General features: G+C 45.2%; 13 protein-coding genes and 2 tRNA genes. 7 read left to right on the top strand and 8 right to left on the bottom strand.

Going from position 1 to position 16,689, the window contains the following annotated elements; all coding sequences use genetic code 11:
* Positions 1–63 precede the first annotated feature (63 nt).
* Positions 64–1,146, bottom strand: a complete 1,083-nt coding sequence (locus MWG72_RS04165) for a DNA/RNA non-specific endonuclease (RefSeq protein WP_247143289.1) — start codon at positions 1,144–1,146, stop codon at positions 64–66.
* A 264-nt stretch (positions 1,147–1,410) separates the two neighbouring features.
* On the opposite strand from MWG72_RS04165, the gene MWG72_RS04160 reads away from it, so the two are divergent.
* The gene (locus MWG72_RS04160; RefSeq protein ID WP_004278668.1) at positions 1,411–2,064 is read left to right on the top strand and encodes a hypothetical protein; all 654 of its coding nucleotides are present in this window, start codon (positions 1,411–1,413) and stop codon (positions 2,062–2,064) included.
* An 81-nt stretch (positions 2,065–2,145) separates the two neighbouring features.
* On the opposite strand, the gene MWG72_RS04155 is transcribed toward MWG72_RS04160, so the two are convergent.
* Positions 2,146–4,026, bottom strand: a complete 1,881-nt coding sequence (locus MWG72_RS04155) for a potassium transporter Kup (protein ID WP_247143288.1) — start codon at positions 4,024–4,026, stop codon at positions 2,146–2,148.
* Positions 4,027–4,148: 122 nt separating this feature from the next.
* Between MWG72_RS04155 and MWG72_RS04150 the strand changes: the two genes are divergently transcribed.
* The 3 genes from MWG72_RS04150 to MWG72_RS04140 all read left to right on the top strand — a co-directional run bounded on the left by MWG72_RS04150 (position 4,149) and on the right by MWG72_RS04140 (position 5,207).
* Positions 4,149–4,239 (top strand) — tRNA-Ser (locus tag MWG72_RS04150).
* Positions 4,240–4,699: 460 nt separating this feature from the next.
* Positions 4,700–4,927 (top strand): hypothetical protein, encoded by a 228-nt coding sequence (locus tag MWG72_RS04145; RefSeq protein WP_247143287.1) that lies wholly within the window; start codon positions 4,700–4,702, stop codon positions 4,925–4,927.
* Between the two features lie 204 nt (positions 4,928–5,131).
* Positions 5,132–5,207: transfer RNA gene (locus MWG72_RS04140), tRNA-Thr, on the top strand.
* A gap of 76 nt (positions 5,208–5,283) precedes the next feature.
* On the opposite strand, the gene MWG72_RS04135 is transcribed toward MWG72_RS04140, so the two are convergent.
* From MWG72_RS04135 to MWG72_RS04110, 6 genes are all read right to left on the bottom strand, one after another.
* Positions 5,284–6,132 (bottom strand): SAM-dependent methyltransferase, encoded by an 849-nt coding sequence (locus tag MWG72_RS04135; protein WP_247143286.1) that lies wholly within the window; start codon positions 6,130–6,132, stop codon positions 5,284–5,286.
* Positions 6,133–6,135: 3 nt separating this feature from the next.
* Positions 6,136–7,443, bottom strand: coding sequence for an FAD-dependent oxidoreductase (locus MWG72_RS04130; protein ID WP_153566912.1), 1,308 nt, complete (start codon positions 7,441–7,443; stop codon positions 6,136–6,138).
* 619 nt (positions 7,444–8,062) lie between these two features.
* Entirely contained in the window at positions 8,063–8,626 is a 564-nt protein-coding gene (gene ahpC, locus MWG72_RS04125) for an alkyl hydroperoxide reductase subunit C (RefSeq protein WP_005105379.1), read from the bottom strand.
* A 315-nt stretch (positions 8,627–8,941) separates the two neighbouring features.
* Positions 8,942–9,529, bottom strand: coding sequence for a single-stranded DNA-binding protein (ssb, locus tag MWG72_RS04120; protein ID WP_005245776.1), 588 nt, complete (start codon positions 9,527–9,529; stop codon positions 8,942–8,944).
* Positions 9,530–9,580: 51 nt separating this feature from the next.
* The gene (locus MWG72_RS04115; RefSeq protein WP_035340698.1) at positions 9,581–10,945 is read right to left on the bottom strand and encodes an MFS transporter; all 1,365 of its coding nucleotides are present in this window, start codon (positions 10,943–10,945) and stop codon (positions 9,581–9,583) included.
* Positions 10,946–11,098: 153 nt separating this feature from the next.
* Entirely contained in the window at positions 11,099–12,187 is a 1,089-nt protein-coding gene (locus MWG72_RS04110) for a DUF475 domain-containing protein (RefSeq protein WP_004647275.1), read from the bottom strand.
* 222 nt (positions 12,188–12,409) lie between these two features.
* Here MWG72_RS04110 and tenA point away from each other — a divergent pair, with 222 nt between their 5' ends.
* From tenA to uvrA, 3 genes are all read left to right on the top strand, one after another.
* Positions 12,410–13,081, top strand: a complete 672-nt coding sequence (gene tenA / locus MWG72_RS04105) for a thiaminase II (RefSeq protein ID WP_247143285.1) — start codon at positions 12,410–12,412, stop codon at positions 13,079–13,081.
* A 222-nt stretch (positions 13,082–13,303) separates the two neighbouring features.
* Positions 13,304–13,672 carry a hypothetical protein gene (locus tag MWG72_RS04100; RefSeq protein ID WP_004729209.1) on the top strand — a complete coding sequence of 123 codons (369 nt, stop codon included), beginning with the start codon at positions 13,304–13,306 and terminating at the stop codon, positions 13,670–13,672.
* A gap of 181 nt (positions 13,673–13,853) precedes the next feature.
* Positions 13,854–16,685, top strand: a complete 2,832-nt coding sequence (gene uvrA, locus MWG72_RS04095; RefSeq protein ID WP_247143284.1) for an excinuclease ABC subunit UvrA — start codon at positions 13,854–13,856, stop codon at positions 16,683–16,685.
* Positions 16,686–16,689 lie beyond the last annotated feature (4 nt).

Genomic DNA, 16,689 nt, shown 5'->3' with positions numbered 1-16,689 from the left:
TTTGTTATTTTTCAATGAACGTCTGATGTCGATGCTACCCGAATCCTGGTTTTTTCAGCAAGCTTATTTCAACAGCTGCAAAATATATTGCAACAAGGCATCAATCAGCTGTTTTACGATGGCATCTTGTGTCGCGTTGTCTATCGCGCCACCAGTCGCTGAGGAGGTCGAACTGCCTGAACCGGAAGACTTAAACTCGCGTTGTAATGCCTGCAGGTTTTCTTCAGAAACCTCTTCGGCACACTGGCTTTCTGCATCCCAGTTGGAGTATTCAATTTTCTGGTTGGCTTTTACGGCATTTCCGGTCAGTGGTAGCTTATAGGTATTGCGTTTCTGCTCTTCGGTAAGCTGCGGAAACAGGTTAATTCCAAGCTGTTCTTCCAGATAGCAGACACTGACAATACGCACTTTGAGTGAATTGTCATTCGGTGCATAGTAAGCACCAATAGCACCGGTTTTCGGCATATAAACCGCCTTATAGACCGCGGTTGGCACGATCACGCCATTGCCAATGGTTTTCAGCTTCTTCCCGGCAAAGACCGGCCCTGTCACCACATAAACATCCTGTTTCTGCTTGGTCACAATGGCACGGGTGGCTTCTTCCAGCTCTCGCCAGACTTGCTGATTATTCTTGGGCGCTTGCGGCACCATATTGGCCAGTGAAAAACTGTCAGACTGCGCGGCCTTGTTAGGCATATCCGCATTCGGCGCCATATGACCGCGGTCATAACCTGAACCACGATAATCCGCCAATGTGGCACGATGCTTCGCACTGACCCGATCTTCTTCATGAAAATTATCTTCACGGGGAATTTTCTGGCTTAAGCGTGCTGGCGTTAAGGCTTCTGCAACCCAAAGTGGCGTTTTAGATACCCCGGAATAACCGACATTAAAGCCATTAAAACACAGCGAATAGCTGTCTTTTTTCAGGCTGTCTTTCATCAAATATGGCGGCACATCCCGATAAAACTGGTTCAGACAGGCAGAATCACTGGAAGAGGATAGTGACACCCACTGACTGATTTTTTCCTGACCAAAAGCGATGGCGAAGCTGCTCGAAGCCACCACGCCCAGAATGACTTTAATACTATTATCATTTAAAAACTGAGAAAAAGAGTTCTTGGATTTACGCTGCTTCTTGGCCATTCTTACACGTACTTTTTAGATCAATACAGATTTTGACCGAGCTTAACAAGCTGTATAAGTGAAGTATATCTTGGCCCTACCATTCGTTTACTAAATAAACAATAAGTATCTAAAACCCCGGCTAGTTGTAACAAACTGTCTAATTTTATTTCTTTTTAAATGAGGTTTCTCGGTGTTTGCGTAGCTTTGTTTGGCCCAGTGGATTGAGTATGTAAAGCTAACGGCCTATCTCAATTCGTACAATTATTAGCAATGGTGTCAATCATGAATTCCAAACTCTCTAAAGCATTAGGTTTAGGATTATTCACAAGTGTGATCAGCGTAGCTGCATTTGCTGAGCCACCGGTTCAACCAGGTGAAACACTTGAAAGCTTGTCTAAAGCTAAAATTAGTACCAAGGTGAATGGTCAGGAAGCCTCTTTAGAAAGCTTGGTGAACTCTGGTCAGATTCGTCTGGTCGATCCGCGTGCAGCAGCACCGCAACCAGCCATGCCAAACACACAGGCACCAATGCCCAATGATCCAGCAATGACTCAGGCACCAAATTCAGGCACTGTTTCTCCTCAACCACCTGTCACAGAACCAGGTATGAATGAAGCAGAGGTGCCGGCCAATCTGGTTGAACCAGCCACTGAATCAGAAGTAGAAGCCAGCACGTCTATGACGACGCCTCAACAACAACCAACACTGGAAGAACAACAAGCAGCTGTACCAGCAATGTCTGAAGAGCAACAGCAAGCAGCTATTGCTTCAGAACAACCGATGCCTGAAGCACAGCAACAAGCGGCTGTGACTGAAGCAGATGTGAGCAATGAACAAACTGAAATTGCAGCTCAATCTGATGCAGAGCCAGTACTGATGGAAGAACCTTTGAATGCTGCACCTGAAGTGCCGGCTGCGGTAGAACTCGAACAATAATCTGAAACTCATTTATTTATTGTTTCTCTCATAAAAAAACCAGAGTGTGCCTCTGGTTTTTTTTTATGCTTTTTATTTTATTTACATCTGAATCTGGGTGCCCAGCTCGACCACACGGTTGGGTGGAATTTGATAGAAATCACTGACCGGACTGGTATTGCGCTGCATAGAAATAAACAGCTTTTCCCGCCACGGTGCCATGCCCTCACCCACAGTATGCATAATCCGTTCACGTGAAATAAAGAAACTGATCTGCATCAGGTCATATTCAAAATCCCATTGCTCATAGGCCTGTTGTAAAGCTTCCGGAATATTCGGCTGATCCTTAAAACCATAATAGATAAACACCCGGTAAAAATGCTCACTCAGTTTTTCCAGTTCAATCCGGTCCTGCCTGTCAACAAAAGGAATATCCCGGGTAATCACCGTCAACATGATATTGCGTTCATGCAAGACCTTATTGTGCTTAATATTATGCAACATGGCATGCGGAACAATATTTGGTGTACCGGTCAGGAAAATGGCATCGCCTGGCACAAACTTGGTGCCTTCCCCCATCGAAATACTTTTAATAAACAGATCAATCGGCAAGGCATCCTGTTCCAGCCGGTTCAGTACCAACGAACGCCCGTCTTTCCAGGTCATGAGAATCGTAAACAGTACCGCACCAATCAGAATTGGCACCCAGCCACCCGAAGCGATTTTCAAGGACGTTGAGGCCACAAAGACTAAATCCAGTGCCAGGAATGGTACAGCAAATAACGCTACTTTCCAGACCGGCCAACGCCAGAAGCCATAGGCCAGAATCGAGATCAAAATGGTGCCGCAGAGCATGGTCATGGTCACCGCAACGCCATAAGCACTGGCCAGATTGGCACTATTTTCAAACAGTAAAATCAGGATCAGCACCGAGATAAACAACATCCAGTTAATGAAAGGCAGATAAATCTGGCCACGCTCCAATGCAGAGGTATGCTTGACTGACAGGCGCGGCAAATAACGCAATTGAATGGCTTGATTGACCATAGAAAATACCCCAGTAATGACCGCCTGTGAGGCAATCACCGCCGCTGCAGTCGCCAGTCCAATCATCGGAAATAAGGCCCAGTCGGGCAGCAGCATATAAAAAGGATTCGCCAGTGCTTCAGGACTACGCAGTAACAAGGCGCCTTGCCCGGCATAATTCAGCAATAAACATGGCAAGACAATAATGAACCAGGCCAGACGAATCGGCAGACGGCCAAAATGCCCCATATCGGCATAAATCGCTTCACCCCCAGTCATGGTCAGAATCACCGCCCCCATGGTCAGAAAAGCCACATAGGGCTGATCGACCACAAAATGATAGGCCCAGTAGGGATTCACCATCCACAGTACAAACGGGGTCTGGATGATGCTCCACAAACCAAAACCGCCAATCGACAAAAACCAGAGCATGGTTAAAGGTCCAAAAAACTTGCCCATCGTGGCTGTGCCGTGTCGCTGAACCATAAACAGTCCGGCCAAAATCCCGATGGATAAAGGCACCAGCCACTGATTGAAAATGGGTGTGGCAATACTCAGGCCTTCAATGGCTGAGAGCACGGAGATTGCCGGGGTAATAATCCCGTCACCGAAAAATAGCGATGCGCCGACAAAACCCAAAGCGATCAGGAATATTTTCTTTTGATCAGAGATTCGTGTGGTACGCAGGTTTAATGCCAGTAGTGACATGATCCCGCCTTCGCCGTTGTTATCGGCACGCATGATCACCATGACGTATTTAAAGCTGATGGTAAGCATCATGCACCAGAAAATCAGGGACAGGATGCCGAGTACAGAAGCTTCGCTAATGGCGAGGTGTGCGGTGAGGAAGCATTGGCGCAGTGCATAGAGCGGACTGGTACCAATATCTCCGAAAACGACCCCAAGCGCAGCCAGTGTAATCACTGGGAGAGCTGCCTTTTGTGCAGTGCTTTGCATATATTGTCTTCGTTTTTTAACAAGCATTTTTGCGAATCATAGCACCGCATTAAAAGTTTTTCTGCAAATCAATTGTTTCAGCTTGGCACAGCTGGTTTTTTTCGCTATTATCCTCGGCCTATGGTGAGGTGTCCGAGTGGCTGAAGGAGCACGCCTGGAAAGTGTGTAAACGTTTATAGCGTTTCGAGGGTTCGAATCCCTCTCTCACCGCCAGAATTTAAAAACCCGAATCACATGATTCGGGTTTTTTTATATTTAATTTTATCCATCATCCCATCAGTAAAAAAAATTATCTGCTTAGATCTTAAAATATTATTATCTATCGCCTTAGGCAAAGGCATTGAATTAATACCAGTCCTCGTTCATAAAAATCTTTTGCAACACAACACTTACGCTCAATTCTATTTTTAAAAATCTTCATTTTTCATCAGCCAAAAAACTGATGAATTGTGCAGTTTCTGTACGCCATTCATTTCAGGTTTTTATTTATGTGTTCAAACAAAAAACTGGCACAGAAATAGCTTAATTTTATTGTCATCAAAGCTATGTTATGTTGCTTATAAATCAACTAAAAGGAGAATAAAAACCACAGGATAGAAAGAAATAACCAAGTGAACCGAGCCATTCAAATTTGAAGTTAAAAAATAGATACACTGCTATTCGGAGAGCGAACATGAATAACAGCGCAAACTATGTCAAACAGATTAAAAATGCAAAACGTGGCGGTTATACCCCAACTATTGCCAAGGACATCAATAAACATAAAATTCAAAAAGCCTTGAGACTCATCGAACAGTGGAGAAGCCTCGCTCAAGAACTCAAACCTCAAATGCAGTTTGATATGGCCTTTACTTTAGAGGAATGTGCACAAGAATTAGATCGCATCCTGAAAAACAGATAAACCTTATAACCGACTCATATCCAGAACCAATCCTGTGCTTTCACCCTCGCCCATATCTTCACATATGGGCGATTTCTTTGCGCATAGCCCAAAACAGAACTTTTCATCCATCGGGTCAAAATAAACAAATCCTGCCGAAACAGTTTAAACGGTTATTTTTTGGCTTGCGTGACCAAAAAAAATCTGTAAAATGCACTCCACCATGCCGGCATAGCTCAGTTGGTAGAGCAACTGACTTGTAATCAGTAGGTCCACAGTTCGAATCCGTGTGCCGGCACCATATCTTAGCCTCGCTTTTTAGTGAGGCTTTGATGTTTCTGGGTTTTGGTATTTTCAGCTGAGTCTTCTTGCACTTTCTAGTGCTTCGATTGTGCCGTCACTTGCACATATCTCACAATCCCTTCCTGATATAATTTTCGGCATAGTTTCGCTGTCATCTGAATTTTAAAATGATCCAGTTTTGAACCTTGAGCCTGATCATCTGATGCTTTTGAATTCAAAGTTTTTTGCACATAATCCGCAAAGCCTGAAAATACCGGCTCGGACAGATCCTGAATCTGGATATTTTTAAATTCAAAACGATCCAGACAGGCATATAATGCACCCACTGTCATTAAATCTTTTAAATTCACATCGGCAAATTTCAATAAAAACTGATATTTACGCCGTTGTAATGCATTTAAATTTTCCCAGCGCTCAGACAAAACTAGATGATGAAAACCAATCCGCGCATTTGAATTTAAAACACTGCGGACCTGCTCCAAGAATACAGGCACAGAGCTGTGATAAGCCGCATCTAGGCATAGCACCACATCAAAACGCTGGGAAAACAGCAATTCTTTTAAACGCAAAAATGACGCCTGATAAATGGCATTCAGTTCTGGCAAATGTTGCTGAATATTAGCCACACAGGCAGCCTGCAGCTCAACCCCGGCCAGATATTGCACCTGATAATGTTGCTGCCAGTGCAGCAAGCTGGCGCCCTGACCGCAGCCCAAATCCAGCAGTTTATCTTTTGAATTTAAATTTACAGTTTGCGCAAGGTGATCGGCCAGCATACGACAGGCAGCCGCATAATCCTGCTGACCGGCTTGCCAATACCCTAAATTGCTCCAGGGCAATTGCGCGTGATCGCCCAACACAGCGGCATCAATTGCATACTTGTGCTGGGGAAGATGCTGACGCAGTGCCTGAAGCCATTGCATGGATTAATAACCCAGTTGCGGAGCAACCTCAACCACAGGTTTTAAACCCTGAAATGGTAAAGGCGCACCAAAGATTTCTGCAATCTTCATCGCTGAGGTCACTGCCGATTCCAGAATCGGCAAACCGTCACATGACCATGAACCGCAGAAGAAGACCTTACGGTTGGCATCCAGATGACGTTGCTGCAATTCCTTATTCAGTGCCACCGTATTAGAATCGACGACTGCACGTGTCAGCATTACCGATTTGATCACTTTCTTCGGATCAATCTCGGTTACCGGACGCCAGGTCTGAAACACGGCCGACTTGCCAACCAAAGAAGGTTCAATCGAGTTAAGCCACACGGTAAATTGCTGACGAGTAAATTTACGGTCCATCATATAGCTGAGTACGGCCCAGTCTTTACGTTTTGGCGGCATCACGCTGGCATCGGTATGAATCACCAGTTCGCCTTGTTCGAATTTGAATTTCTTCAATAATTCAATTTCACTGGCAAACTGTACCGGATCCAGAAATTGCTCAATTTTGGTGGTCGGGGTCGCGACAATCACCCGGTCAAACAGTTTTGAATAACCGGCCGCATTTTCAACTTTGACCTGATCGCCCTGCTCTTGTACCAGTGTAATTGCTGAACCGTCTTCAATCTGAATGCCTTCTATCAGCTTGTCGACAAGCGCCGGTGTACCGCCTTGCAAACGCAGTAACGCATCACCATCGGTCAATTGACGCAGAAAAATTAACAACGGTTTAGCTGGCCATTCACCAATGGTTTTCGGATTGCAGGTACAGATGGTATATAGCACCGGCATCACCGCACCATGCCAGAATACTTCTTCAATCTCGTTGCGGTTGATAAATTCTGCCAGGCTGATGTCCTGATTTTTCGATTTAAAGAATTTGGTCAATGCAACTTTTAACTGCAACAGGCCTTTGACCAGACGCCAGCCATACTGCTGCAGGCCTTTACGGTTATTGATAATCGGGATATTGCCAATTCGGCTGCGCGATGTGGTCAGCCAGGTTTCAGTTTTATCTTCAAATAACCAGCTGCAGGCCATATAGGTTCGCACCGGATAAGTTTTAATGCCCAGATGCGTGGCCAGACTCAGGGTGTTTTTCCACAGATAGGGATTCATCACACGTAAAGGTGCGTCAATCAGGCCCCCTTCAAATTCAAGGCTATGACTGTCCATGCCGCGACCTGGAAGTGCTTCAAAAATCGTGATGTGATGCCCTGCGTCCTGGAGAATTCTGGCTGTAGCCAGTCCGGCCATGCCACTACCAATTACTGCGATATCCAAACTGATCATCCGTCATTGAAAAACTACAGAAATTATGTACCATGCGCCAATCAAACAGGTTATTAAAATCTTCCAGAATATATGTTTTTCGTAAAGGCCTTTTTGTTCAATTTCACCTGCTTTTTATTCATTTTTCTGCCTTAGTTAAAATTCCATCAAATCTAAGATTTTATTCATATTTTTATCTAAAAAATTGAAAATTCGCTTTAAAAACAAATAATTTAATTAACCATTTTTATAATCCTTGGTTGACAAATACTTTTTAAATACCTATGATTCGCAGCATAAGAAAACCATAAATTCATCCGGTTCCATTCAGATGCGTTTATGCGAAAATTGTTTAAAACGACAAGAAACTACAGCGCCTTATAAAATAAAAGCCTCTGCGAAAGCAGAGGCTTCTTTGTTTTCAGGCCTGGTTGATCATGCAACATGGTATTGAGCTTACTTTATTGCCTCTTATAAGCCGTTTAAAAAGCATAGAGTGAATTCCTCAATCCTCATTTTGTTCTCAAATAGAAATCAAATGGCATGATGTTTTTGTCTAGAATTCATAAATCTCTAAACTAAAAAATAAAAAATCCAGCAACTTGTGCTGGATTTTTTGCTTCAAAGAATTAGGTTTGAATTAGATTTTACCCACCAGGTCGATTGATGGAGCAAGTGTTGCCTCGCCTTCTTTCCATTTCGCCGGACAAACTTCACCTGGGTGCGCATGTACATATTGTGCAGCTTTCACTTTACGAAGAAGCTCTTGCGCATCACGGCCAATACCACCCGCGTTGATTTCAATGATCTGGATTTTACCTTCTGGATCAATCACGAAAGTACCACGATCTGCCAGACCTTCAGCTTCAATCAGTACTTCAAAGTTTTTAGACAAAGTCCAGGTTGGATCACCAATCAATGGATACTGGATTTTACCAATCACGTCAGAGGTATCATGCCAAGCTTTATGGGTGAAATGAGTATCGGTAGACACACCATAGATTTCCACACCCATTTTCTGGAATTCAGCATACTGATCAGCAAGATCGCCTAATTCAGTTGGACAAACAAAGGTAAAATCTGCAGGATAGAAAAACACCACTGACCATTTACCTTTCAAGTCTTGCTCAGAAACTTCGATGAACTGACCATTGTGGTAAGCAGTTGCATTGAATGATTTGATTTCAGTATTGATTAAACTCATGAGATATTTCCTCTGGCTTATTTCTGGGATTGCTTATCTTGTGAAGCTAGAATACGAAAAATTTCAAAATAGGTAAAACCGCAAGTTTTTATAAAAATGATCGCTTTTTTAGATCATAAATTTCTATCAGTATTGTTCATCTTATTTATTTTCTCGATGCAGAGCTGTTCTGATCAAAATAATGCCATGCTTTAACACTTCTTAATATTTTAATAAATCATGGGCTTATACAAACTTAATACCAATCTTCAAGACATAAAAAACCCACCGTATTCAGGTGGGTTTTAATGATGATTTACCTTTTTGACCTACATCTCAAAATGGTAAGTCATCATCTAGATCTGCTGCAGGTGCTGCTGTTGGAGCAGGTGCAGATTTTGGCGCAAAACCACTCGGATTATTGTTGCCATAACCGCCGCCCTGGTTGTTGCTAAAACCGCCTTGCTGTGGCGCTGAACCATAACCTGATTGCGGGTTATTGCCATAACCACCCTGGTTGTTGTTCGCCTGATTATTGTTATTAAAGCGTGGCTGGTTAAAGCTGCTCTCGCCCTGATCGTTTTGAGGACGGCTAGAGTCCAGCATCTGCATTTGCTCACCACGGATTTCTGTCGTATAGCGTTCCTGACCATTCTGGTCAGTCCACTGACGGGTACGTAATGAACCTTCAATATATACTTTTGAGCCTTTACGAAGATATTGCTGCGCAATTTCACCTAAACGGTTATGCAACACGATACGGTGCCATTCCGTTTGTTCTTTACGTTCACCGGTACTTTTATCTGTCCACGAATCGCTGGTTGCGATAGAGAATTGAGTGAGAGAGCCACCATTTGCAAAAGTTTTGGTTTCCGGATCTTTACCCAAAGTACCCACTAAAATAACTTTATTTACACCACGCATTTGCCGTTTACTTCCTATATATTTCTGTATTTTACTTTATAAGAGTTATGCTTAAATGGCTACCTCTTTACCTAACAAGTGCGTTAATTGTTGTCGCGAAGCATCATCAATCTGCTGTTTATCGACTTTTACATAGGCAACTTGCTGTTCAGACATCACCACGACCTCTTCAATACCACGAATCGCCAAAAGCTGAGAAGTCCATTCGTCAGTTTGTCTGCTTTCCGGCAAACGCAACACCAGCGATGACAGATAGCGTGGCTGTGCCAGGCCAAAACTCATCAGCAGCCAGATTATCGCAATCCCTGTCAGGATACTCCAGCCCATCGAGGTATTGTTCAGCAGTAATAATTGTCCGCCAATCATACCGCCAAAGAACGCCCCTAAAAACTGGCTGCTGGCATTTACGCCCATTGCGGTGGCTTTGGACTGGATCGGTGCCGCTTTCGACAACCAGGACGGCAACAAGGCTTCCATCACATTAAAAGCAATAAAGAACAGCCCTAGACCAATCAGCAAGACATATTTGGATTCAAAACCAAATGCCATCACCATTAGGCCCAGAATAATGCCAGTAATGGCCACCAGAAAAATCGCGCGCATTTTGTGGTATTTTTCTGCCAGGATAATACTTGGAAAAGCAAAAAACAGGCTCAGCACCAACAGCGGCAAATATACCCAGCCATGACTGGACAGTGGCAGATCAGCAAATTCGATCAGCTGCGAAGGTACATAGATAAACATCGCGGTGAGCAATAAATGCAGGGTAAAAACCGACACATGCAGACGATTCAGATCCCCGATTTTGATCACCTGTTTCAGCTGAGCCAGATAGCCCTGCTGAAAGTTTTTATGATGCCGCGTGACTTTCGGCACCATCAACAGCATGGCAATCGCCGCTAGCCCCATCACCGTGGTCACCCAGAACAACCCAGAGATACCCACCAGACCCGTCAGCCAGGGCCCCAGACTAAAGGCCACCACAAAAGACAGGCCGATACTCATGCCCATCATCGCCATGGCTTTCATGCGGTTTTCTTCACGGGTGACATCTGCCAGCAACGCCATCACCACAGCAGATACTGCACCACCACCGGCGATCGCTCGGCCGATAATCACGCCATAAATGGTGTCCGACATGGCCGCAATTGCACCGCCCAGCGCAAATAGTAGCAGCCCTAAAACCACCAGTGGCTTACGGCTGTAACGGTCGGCAATCAGGCTGAATGGAATCTGCAATAAAGCCTGGGTCAGACCATAGACCCCGACCGCCAAACCGATCAGTGCAGGTGTTGCATATTGATATGCCTGCCCTGCCACAGAAAACACCGGGATAATCATAAACAACCCCAGCATGCGCAGTGCAAAAATACTGCTCAGGGCAAAGGTTGAACGACGTTCTAAAGCATTCATCATAAATTATGGCGATTGGGTTAATTAATCTGGAGCCCAGATTATAGGACATTCAGCTCATTAATAAGACATGAATTTTATTTGAAATAAAGATGATGCCAATCTAAAAACAAAAAAGCGCAGCCGGAGCTACGCTTTTTATTCAGGAACAGCGCTTTATTTGTCTAAAGCCGCCTGACGCTTTTTGTATTGAATCGAGGCAAATACTGCCCAGACAATAAAGGCTACACCGATCAGACCGGTTACCACTTCTGGCACATGCAGACCGGTTCCGCTGGCAATCATAATGAAAGCCAGTGCACCGATGGCATAATGCGCACCATGTTCCAGGTAGATATAAGCATCCAATGTGCCCTGCTCAACCAGATAAATCGTCATTGAACGGACAAAGATCGCACCAATTGCCAGACCAAGCATGATGATGACCACGTCTGAGGTAATCGCAAAGGCACCGATCACGCCATCAAAACTGAAAGAGGCATCCAGGACTTCTAGATAGAGGAAACCACCAATACCGGCTTTCACTACACCCGTTGGTACGCCGTTTTCATCATGACGAATGGCATTACCTTCTTCATCGACTTCCGGTTCACCACCGAGCATATGGCTCAGAACCTGCACCCCGATATAAATCACGATGCCCCAGATCCCCGCCATAGTCACTGCCAGACGCTTAGCTTCATCGACATTGGCTGCCATGATTAACAAGGCCACCAGTGCAATAAACACCGACATTGCCGGCACATTGGCCAAATTAGACAGACGGCGTTCCACCCGTCTGAACCAGTGCGTATCTTTTTCTTCATCCAGGAAGAAGTTCAGGAACACCATCAACAGGAAAGCACCACCAAAAGCAGCAATCTCAGGATGATGTGCCATTAAACGTGCTGAATATTCTTTCGGATCATTCAGGGCCAGACGTACCACTTCCATAAAGCCCAGGTCTGCAGTCACTGCAACAATGACCACCGGGAAGATCAGGCGCATCCCGAAGACTGCAATCAGAATACCGACTGTCAGGAACAGCATTTTCCAGAAATGATCCCAACCCCGTAGGACTGAGGCATTGACAACCGCGTTATCAAAGGACAACGACACTTCCATAATCGCCAGAATAGCGGTAATGGTCAGCGCTGTGAGCATGGTTTGCAGGCCTGCGTCAGGACCATGGGTATAACCCCAATACGCAGACAAACCAAGACACACGATCGAAAATGCAATCGAGAAACCAAAATGTTTCAACATACACAACGACCTTGGATAAATTAAATAAATGTATGGCTGCGAGAGAGCAGCAATACGAATAGGAAAAGTTAAGCTAATTATGAAACTTTTAGCGCATAAACCAAAGCACTTCCTGAGCTGTTTTATCTTATTTTCTGTTTTTAAAATTTGCCGATCTTTTAAACAGCCCGATCTTTGCTATAGTGCCGCATGGTTTAACTTGAACTGCGAAGGATTTTCAGCATGAGTTTTTCACAAGAGGTATGGCAACGTAATCTCGGACTTTATCAGAAGACCCTGGCCCTGCCCTTTAATCAGCAACTGGCGCAAGGTACTTTAAGCCGCGAAGCCTTTAGTCATTATGTGATTCAGGATGCGCATTATTTACTGGCCTATGGCCGTGCACTGGCCGTGTGTGCCGCCAAAGCTTTTGAAGCGGACGATGTAATTCAGTTTACCGAGGCAGCCAAAATTGCGATTGTGGTGGAACGTAGCCTGCATGATGGCTTTATGCAGGATTTCGGCATTAGCAAAGAGCAGTTTGAAAATACCCCGCTGACTCTGGCGTGTCATCACTATACCTCTTATCTGACTTCGACCGCCTGGTCAGAAAGCTACCCGGTGGTGCTGGCCTCGTTGCTGCCTTGTTTCTGGATTTATGCCGAAGTTGGCAAAGATATTGTCGACAACTCTGCGCCGAATAATCCGTATCAAGCCTGGGTGGATACCTATTCAGGAGAGGAATTCCACACTGCGGTGCGGAATGTGATTGCGACCGTTGACCGTGTTGCGGCGCGTGTTGATGCCGATACACTAGAAAAAATGCATGCAGCTTATACGCATGCGGCCCGTCTGGAATGGTTGTTCTGGGACAGTGCCTTTGAGCAACGCCAGTGGCCTGGTCTGGATGAATAAGACGGACGAATAAAAAAAGCCCTGTTTAAGACAGGGCTTTTTGGTTATAGCTGATCAAAAAATTTCTACTGTCATAAACCGATCATAAAAACGGCTTAGTCTGAAAAAAACAAGGATAGAACTGGCCGGTACGCTAGACCTAGCTATAAGCCCCAAATTGCCGAACAATAATTGAGAATAATTATCAATTAATAAAATCAATCCCGGAAAGAGGCAGATGATATGCACACTTTAGGCACCGAAGCGATTCGGGCATTTTTTACCCTGCAATGTTGCTGGCTCAATAATGAAGAAATCTATTTGGAACAAGGCTGTCCAGATTGTAGCTCGGCAGCGACTTATCTGATTTACCATACCAACACGCATATCCAGAAACATCTGCTGAAATTTATTGAAAAGTATCGCTGTCATCAGGCGCGACGTAACGATTTGCTCGACCTGGATTTTTTCCAAAAAGACTATGAGGACTTCCTGCACATTCTGGAAAATGAAGTCAATTTTTATGCACGTCTGCATCATGATGTGTCACGTGAACGCTGCTTTGAAGAGATCGAGTCTATCTTTGAACGCCATTATGCAATGGCTTATTAGGTATTGGCCTTGTACATGATCATTGTGAATATTTAGGCAATCGACTACTGCGTTTGTTAATGTTGTGATGAATTGACCAATCACCGACATAACTTGACGTTTAAAATACTTTTATTTGCACTTGAACATTTTTCATCCGGTATCATATAAGGGTTTTTGATGAATATTCTAGGATCCTTGCATGAGCCAAAGCCACATCCGTATTCGAGGCGCACGTACCCATAACCTGAAAAATGTGAACCTTGATATACCACGCGACAAGTTTGTGGTGATTACGGGACTGTCTGGTTCAGGAAAGTCCTCGCTTGCCTTTGATACCTTATATGCCGAAGGTCAGCGCCGTTATGTGGAATCGCTGTCTGCCTATGCCCGCCAGTTCCTCTCCCAGATGGAAAAACCGGAAGTGGATTCGATTGAAGGCTTGAGTCCAGCGATTGCTATTGAACAGAAATCTACCAGCCATAACCCACGTTCTACTGTAGGCACCATTACTGAAATTTATGACTATTTACGTCTACTCTATGCACGGGTCGGAACGCCTTATTGTCCAGAACATGACCTGCCGATGGTGGCACAAACGGTCACTGAAATGGTCGATGCAGTCAAAACACTGGAAGAAGGCACTGCGCTGTTATTGTTAGCACCGGTGGTGCGTGAACGTAAAGGTGAATATACAGCGCTGTTTGAACAGCTGCAAAGTCAGGGTTTTGTCCGCGCCCGTGTGGATGGCGAGATCATGGAAATTGATCCGCCACCTGAGCTGGATAAAAAGAAAAAACATACCATTGAAGTGGTGGTCGACCGCTTTAAGGTTCGTGACGATCTGGGTAACCGTATTGCCGAAAGTTTTGAAACCGCGTTACGTCTCGGCGGTGATATCGCGATTTTATCCTGGATGAAGGGCGAGCATAACGATCGTGTGTTTTCAGCCAAACACTCCTGCCCGGAATGTGACCGTGCAGTGGCTGAACTGGAACCACGCCTGTTTTCATTCAACAATCCTTTTGGTGCCTGTCCGGTCTGTGATGGTCTAGGGACCCGCAGCCATTTCAGTGCCGACAAACTGATTCCTAATCCTGAGGTCAGCGTTAGCCAAGGCGCGATTCGTGGTTGGGACCGTCAGCGTCCTTACTATTACAGCATGATCCAGAAAGTCGCCGAGCATTTCGGTTTTTCGCTAGAAACGCCGTGGAATGAACTGGATGCCGATACCAAGAAAAAATTTCTGTACGGCACCGGCAAAGAAAAAATTGATCTGAGCTATATCGATGAGCGTGGTCGTCGCCATAATCGGGTCATTCCTTTTGAAGGAATTTTGCCGCATCTGGAACGCCGTTATCGTGAAACTGAAAGTAATTATGTCCGTGATGATCTGGCGCAATATTTATCCAATGCTGCCTGTGATGCCTGTGATGGTTCACGTCTGAATGAAATTTCGCGTAACGTGAAAATTCTGGACAAGACCATTGCTGACATTACCCGTATGTCGATTGGCGATGCTGAAAGCTATTATCAAGGTATTCATCTGGAAGGTGCACGTGGTGAAATCGCTGACAAGATTTTCAAGGAAATCCGTGAACGTCTGCACTTTCTGGTTTCGGTCGGCCTGAACTATCTCAGCCTGTCACGTTCAGCTGAAACTCTGTCTGGTGGTGAAGCGCAGCGAATTCGTCTGGCCTCGCAGATCGGTGCCGGTTTGATGGGCGTCATGTATGTGCTGGATGAACCATCAATTGGTTTGCATCAACGTGATAACGACCGTCTGTTACAGACCCTGATCCGTCTGCGTGATCTGGGCAATACCGTCTTGGTGGTCGAGCATGATGAAGATGCGATTCGTGCCGCCGATCATATTATTGATATCGGTCCGGGTGCCGGTGTGCATGGTGGGCATGTGATTGCCGAAGGGACTTATGATGAAATTCTGGCCAATCCTGACTCGCTGACCGGAAAATATTTATCTGGCAAGTTAAAAATTGAAGTCCCGAAAAAACGGATTCAACCGCCTAAGCCTGAGGAACAGATCAAGCTGATGGGGGCATCCGGGCATAACCTGAAAAAAGTCGATCTGACCATTCCGTTGGGCATTATGACCTGTGTCACCGGGGTATCTGGTTCGGGTAAATCGACCTTGATTAACCGGACCTTGTTACCTTTGGCGGCAACCCAGCTGAATGGTGCAACCACCTTAACGTCGGAAAAATTTGAATCGATTGATGGCTTGCAGTTCCTTGACAAAGTCGTCGATATTGACCAGAGTCCGATTGGACGAACCCCACGTTCTAATCCGGCGACTTATACCGGTCTATTTACCCCGATTCGTGAGCTGTTTTCCCAAACTCAGGAAGCCAAAGCACGTGGTTATGCCGCGGGTCGTTTCTCCTTTAACGTGAAAGGTGGGCGCTGTGAAGCCTGTGAAGGCGACGGCATGATCAAGGTAGCGATGCATTTCCTGCCAGATATGTATGTGCCTTGTGATGCCTGTCATGGTAAACGTTATAACCGTGAAACGCTGGAAGTGAACTATAAGGGCAAAAATATTTCTGATGTGTTGCAGATGACCGTTGAGGATGCGATGCATTTCTTTGATGCAATTCCTGTCATTCACCGTCGTCTGGAAACATTACATCAGGTCGGTTTGGGCTATATCCGTCTGGGTCAGTCTGCGACCACGCTTTCCGGTGGTGAAGCGCAGCGTGTCAAACTGGCACGTGAACTGGCCAAACGCGATACCGGTCAAACCCTGTATATTCTGGATGAACCGACCACGGGTCTGCATTTCCATGATATTGCCAAATTGCTGGATATCCTGCATCAGCTCCGTGACAAGGGCAATACCATTGTGGTGATTGAGCATAACCTGGATGTGATTAAGACTGCGGACTGGATCGTGGACTTAGGTCCTGAAGGTGGTTCAGGTGGTGGTATGATTATCGCGGAAGGTACGCCTGAAGAAGTGGCAAAGAGTAAGACTTCGCATACCGCGCGGTTCTTAAAGCCGTTATTGAAATAAGGAA

The organism is Acinetobacter lwoffii (assembly GCF_022967985.1).
Classification (GTDB): Bacteria; Pseudomonadota; Gammaproteobacteria; order Pseudomonadales; family Moraxellaceae; genus Acinetobacter.
The sequence above is the reverse complement of the archived record's forward strand: the minus strand, read 5'-3'. Positions and strand labels throughout refer to the sequence as shown.

What these genes read in the sequence shown, in the direction of transcription:
- MWG72_RS04145 (WP_247143287.1), top strand. Translation starts at nt 4,700, where the DNA reads ATGAATAACAGCGCAAACTATGTCAAACAGATTAAAAATGCAAAACGT.
- MWG72_RS04165 (WP_247143289.1), bottom strand. Translation starts at nt 1,146, where the DNA reads ATGGCCAAGAAGCAGCGTAAATCCAAGAACTCTTTTTCTCAGTTTTTA.
- MWG72_RS04135 (WP_247143286.1), bottom strand. Translation starts at nt 6,132, where the DNA reads ATGCAATGGCTTCAGGCACTGCGTCAGCATCTTCCCCAGCACAAGTAT.
- MWG72_RS04160 (WP_004278668.1), top strand. Translation starts at nt 1,411, where the DNA reads ATGAATTCCAAACTCTCTAAAGCATTAGGTTTAGGATTATTCACAAGT.
- uvrA (WP_247143284.1), top strand. Translation starts at nt 13,854, where the DNA reads ATGAGCCAAAGCCACATCCGTATTCGAGGCGCACGTACCCATAACCTG.
- MWG72_RS04100 (WP_004729209.1), top strand. Translation starts at nt 13,304, where the DNA reads ATGCACACTTTAGGCACCGAAGCGATTCGGGCATTTTTTACCCTGCAA.
- tenA (WP_247143285.1), top strand. Translation starts at nt 12,410, where the DNA reads ATGAGTTTTTCACAAGAGGTATGGCAACGTAATCTCGGACTTTATCAG.
- ssb (WP_005245776.1), bottom strand. Translation starts at nt 9,529, where the DNA reads ATGCGTGGTGTAAATAAAGTTATTTTAGTGGGTACTTTGGGTAAAGAT.
- MWG72_RS04115 (WP_035340698.1), bottom strand. Translation starts at nt 10,945, where the DNA reads ATGATGAATGCTTTAGAACGTCGTTCAACCTTTGCCCTGAGCAGTATT.
- ahpC (WP_005105379.1), bottom strand. Translation starts at nt 8,626, where the DNA reads ATGAGTTTAATCAATACTGAAATCAAATCATTCAATGCAACTGCTTAC.
- MWG72_RS04110 (WP_004647275.1), bottom strand. Translation starts at nt 12,187, where the DNA reads ATGTTGAAACATTTTGGTTTCTCGATTGCATTTTCGATCGTGTGTCTT.
- MWG72_RS04155 (WP_247143288.1), bottom strand. Translation starts at nt 4,026, where the DNA reads ATGCAAAGCACTGCACAAAAGGCAGCTCTCCCAGTGATTACACTGGCT.
- MWG72_RS04130 (WP_153566912.1), bottom strand. Translation starts at nt 7,443, where the DNA reads ATGATCAGTTTGGATATCGCAGTAATTGGTAGTGGCATGGCCGGACTG.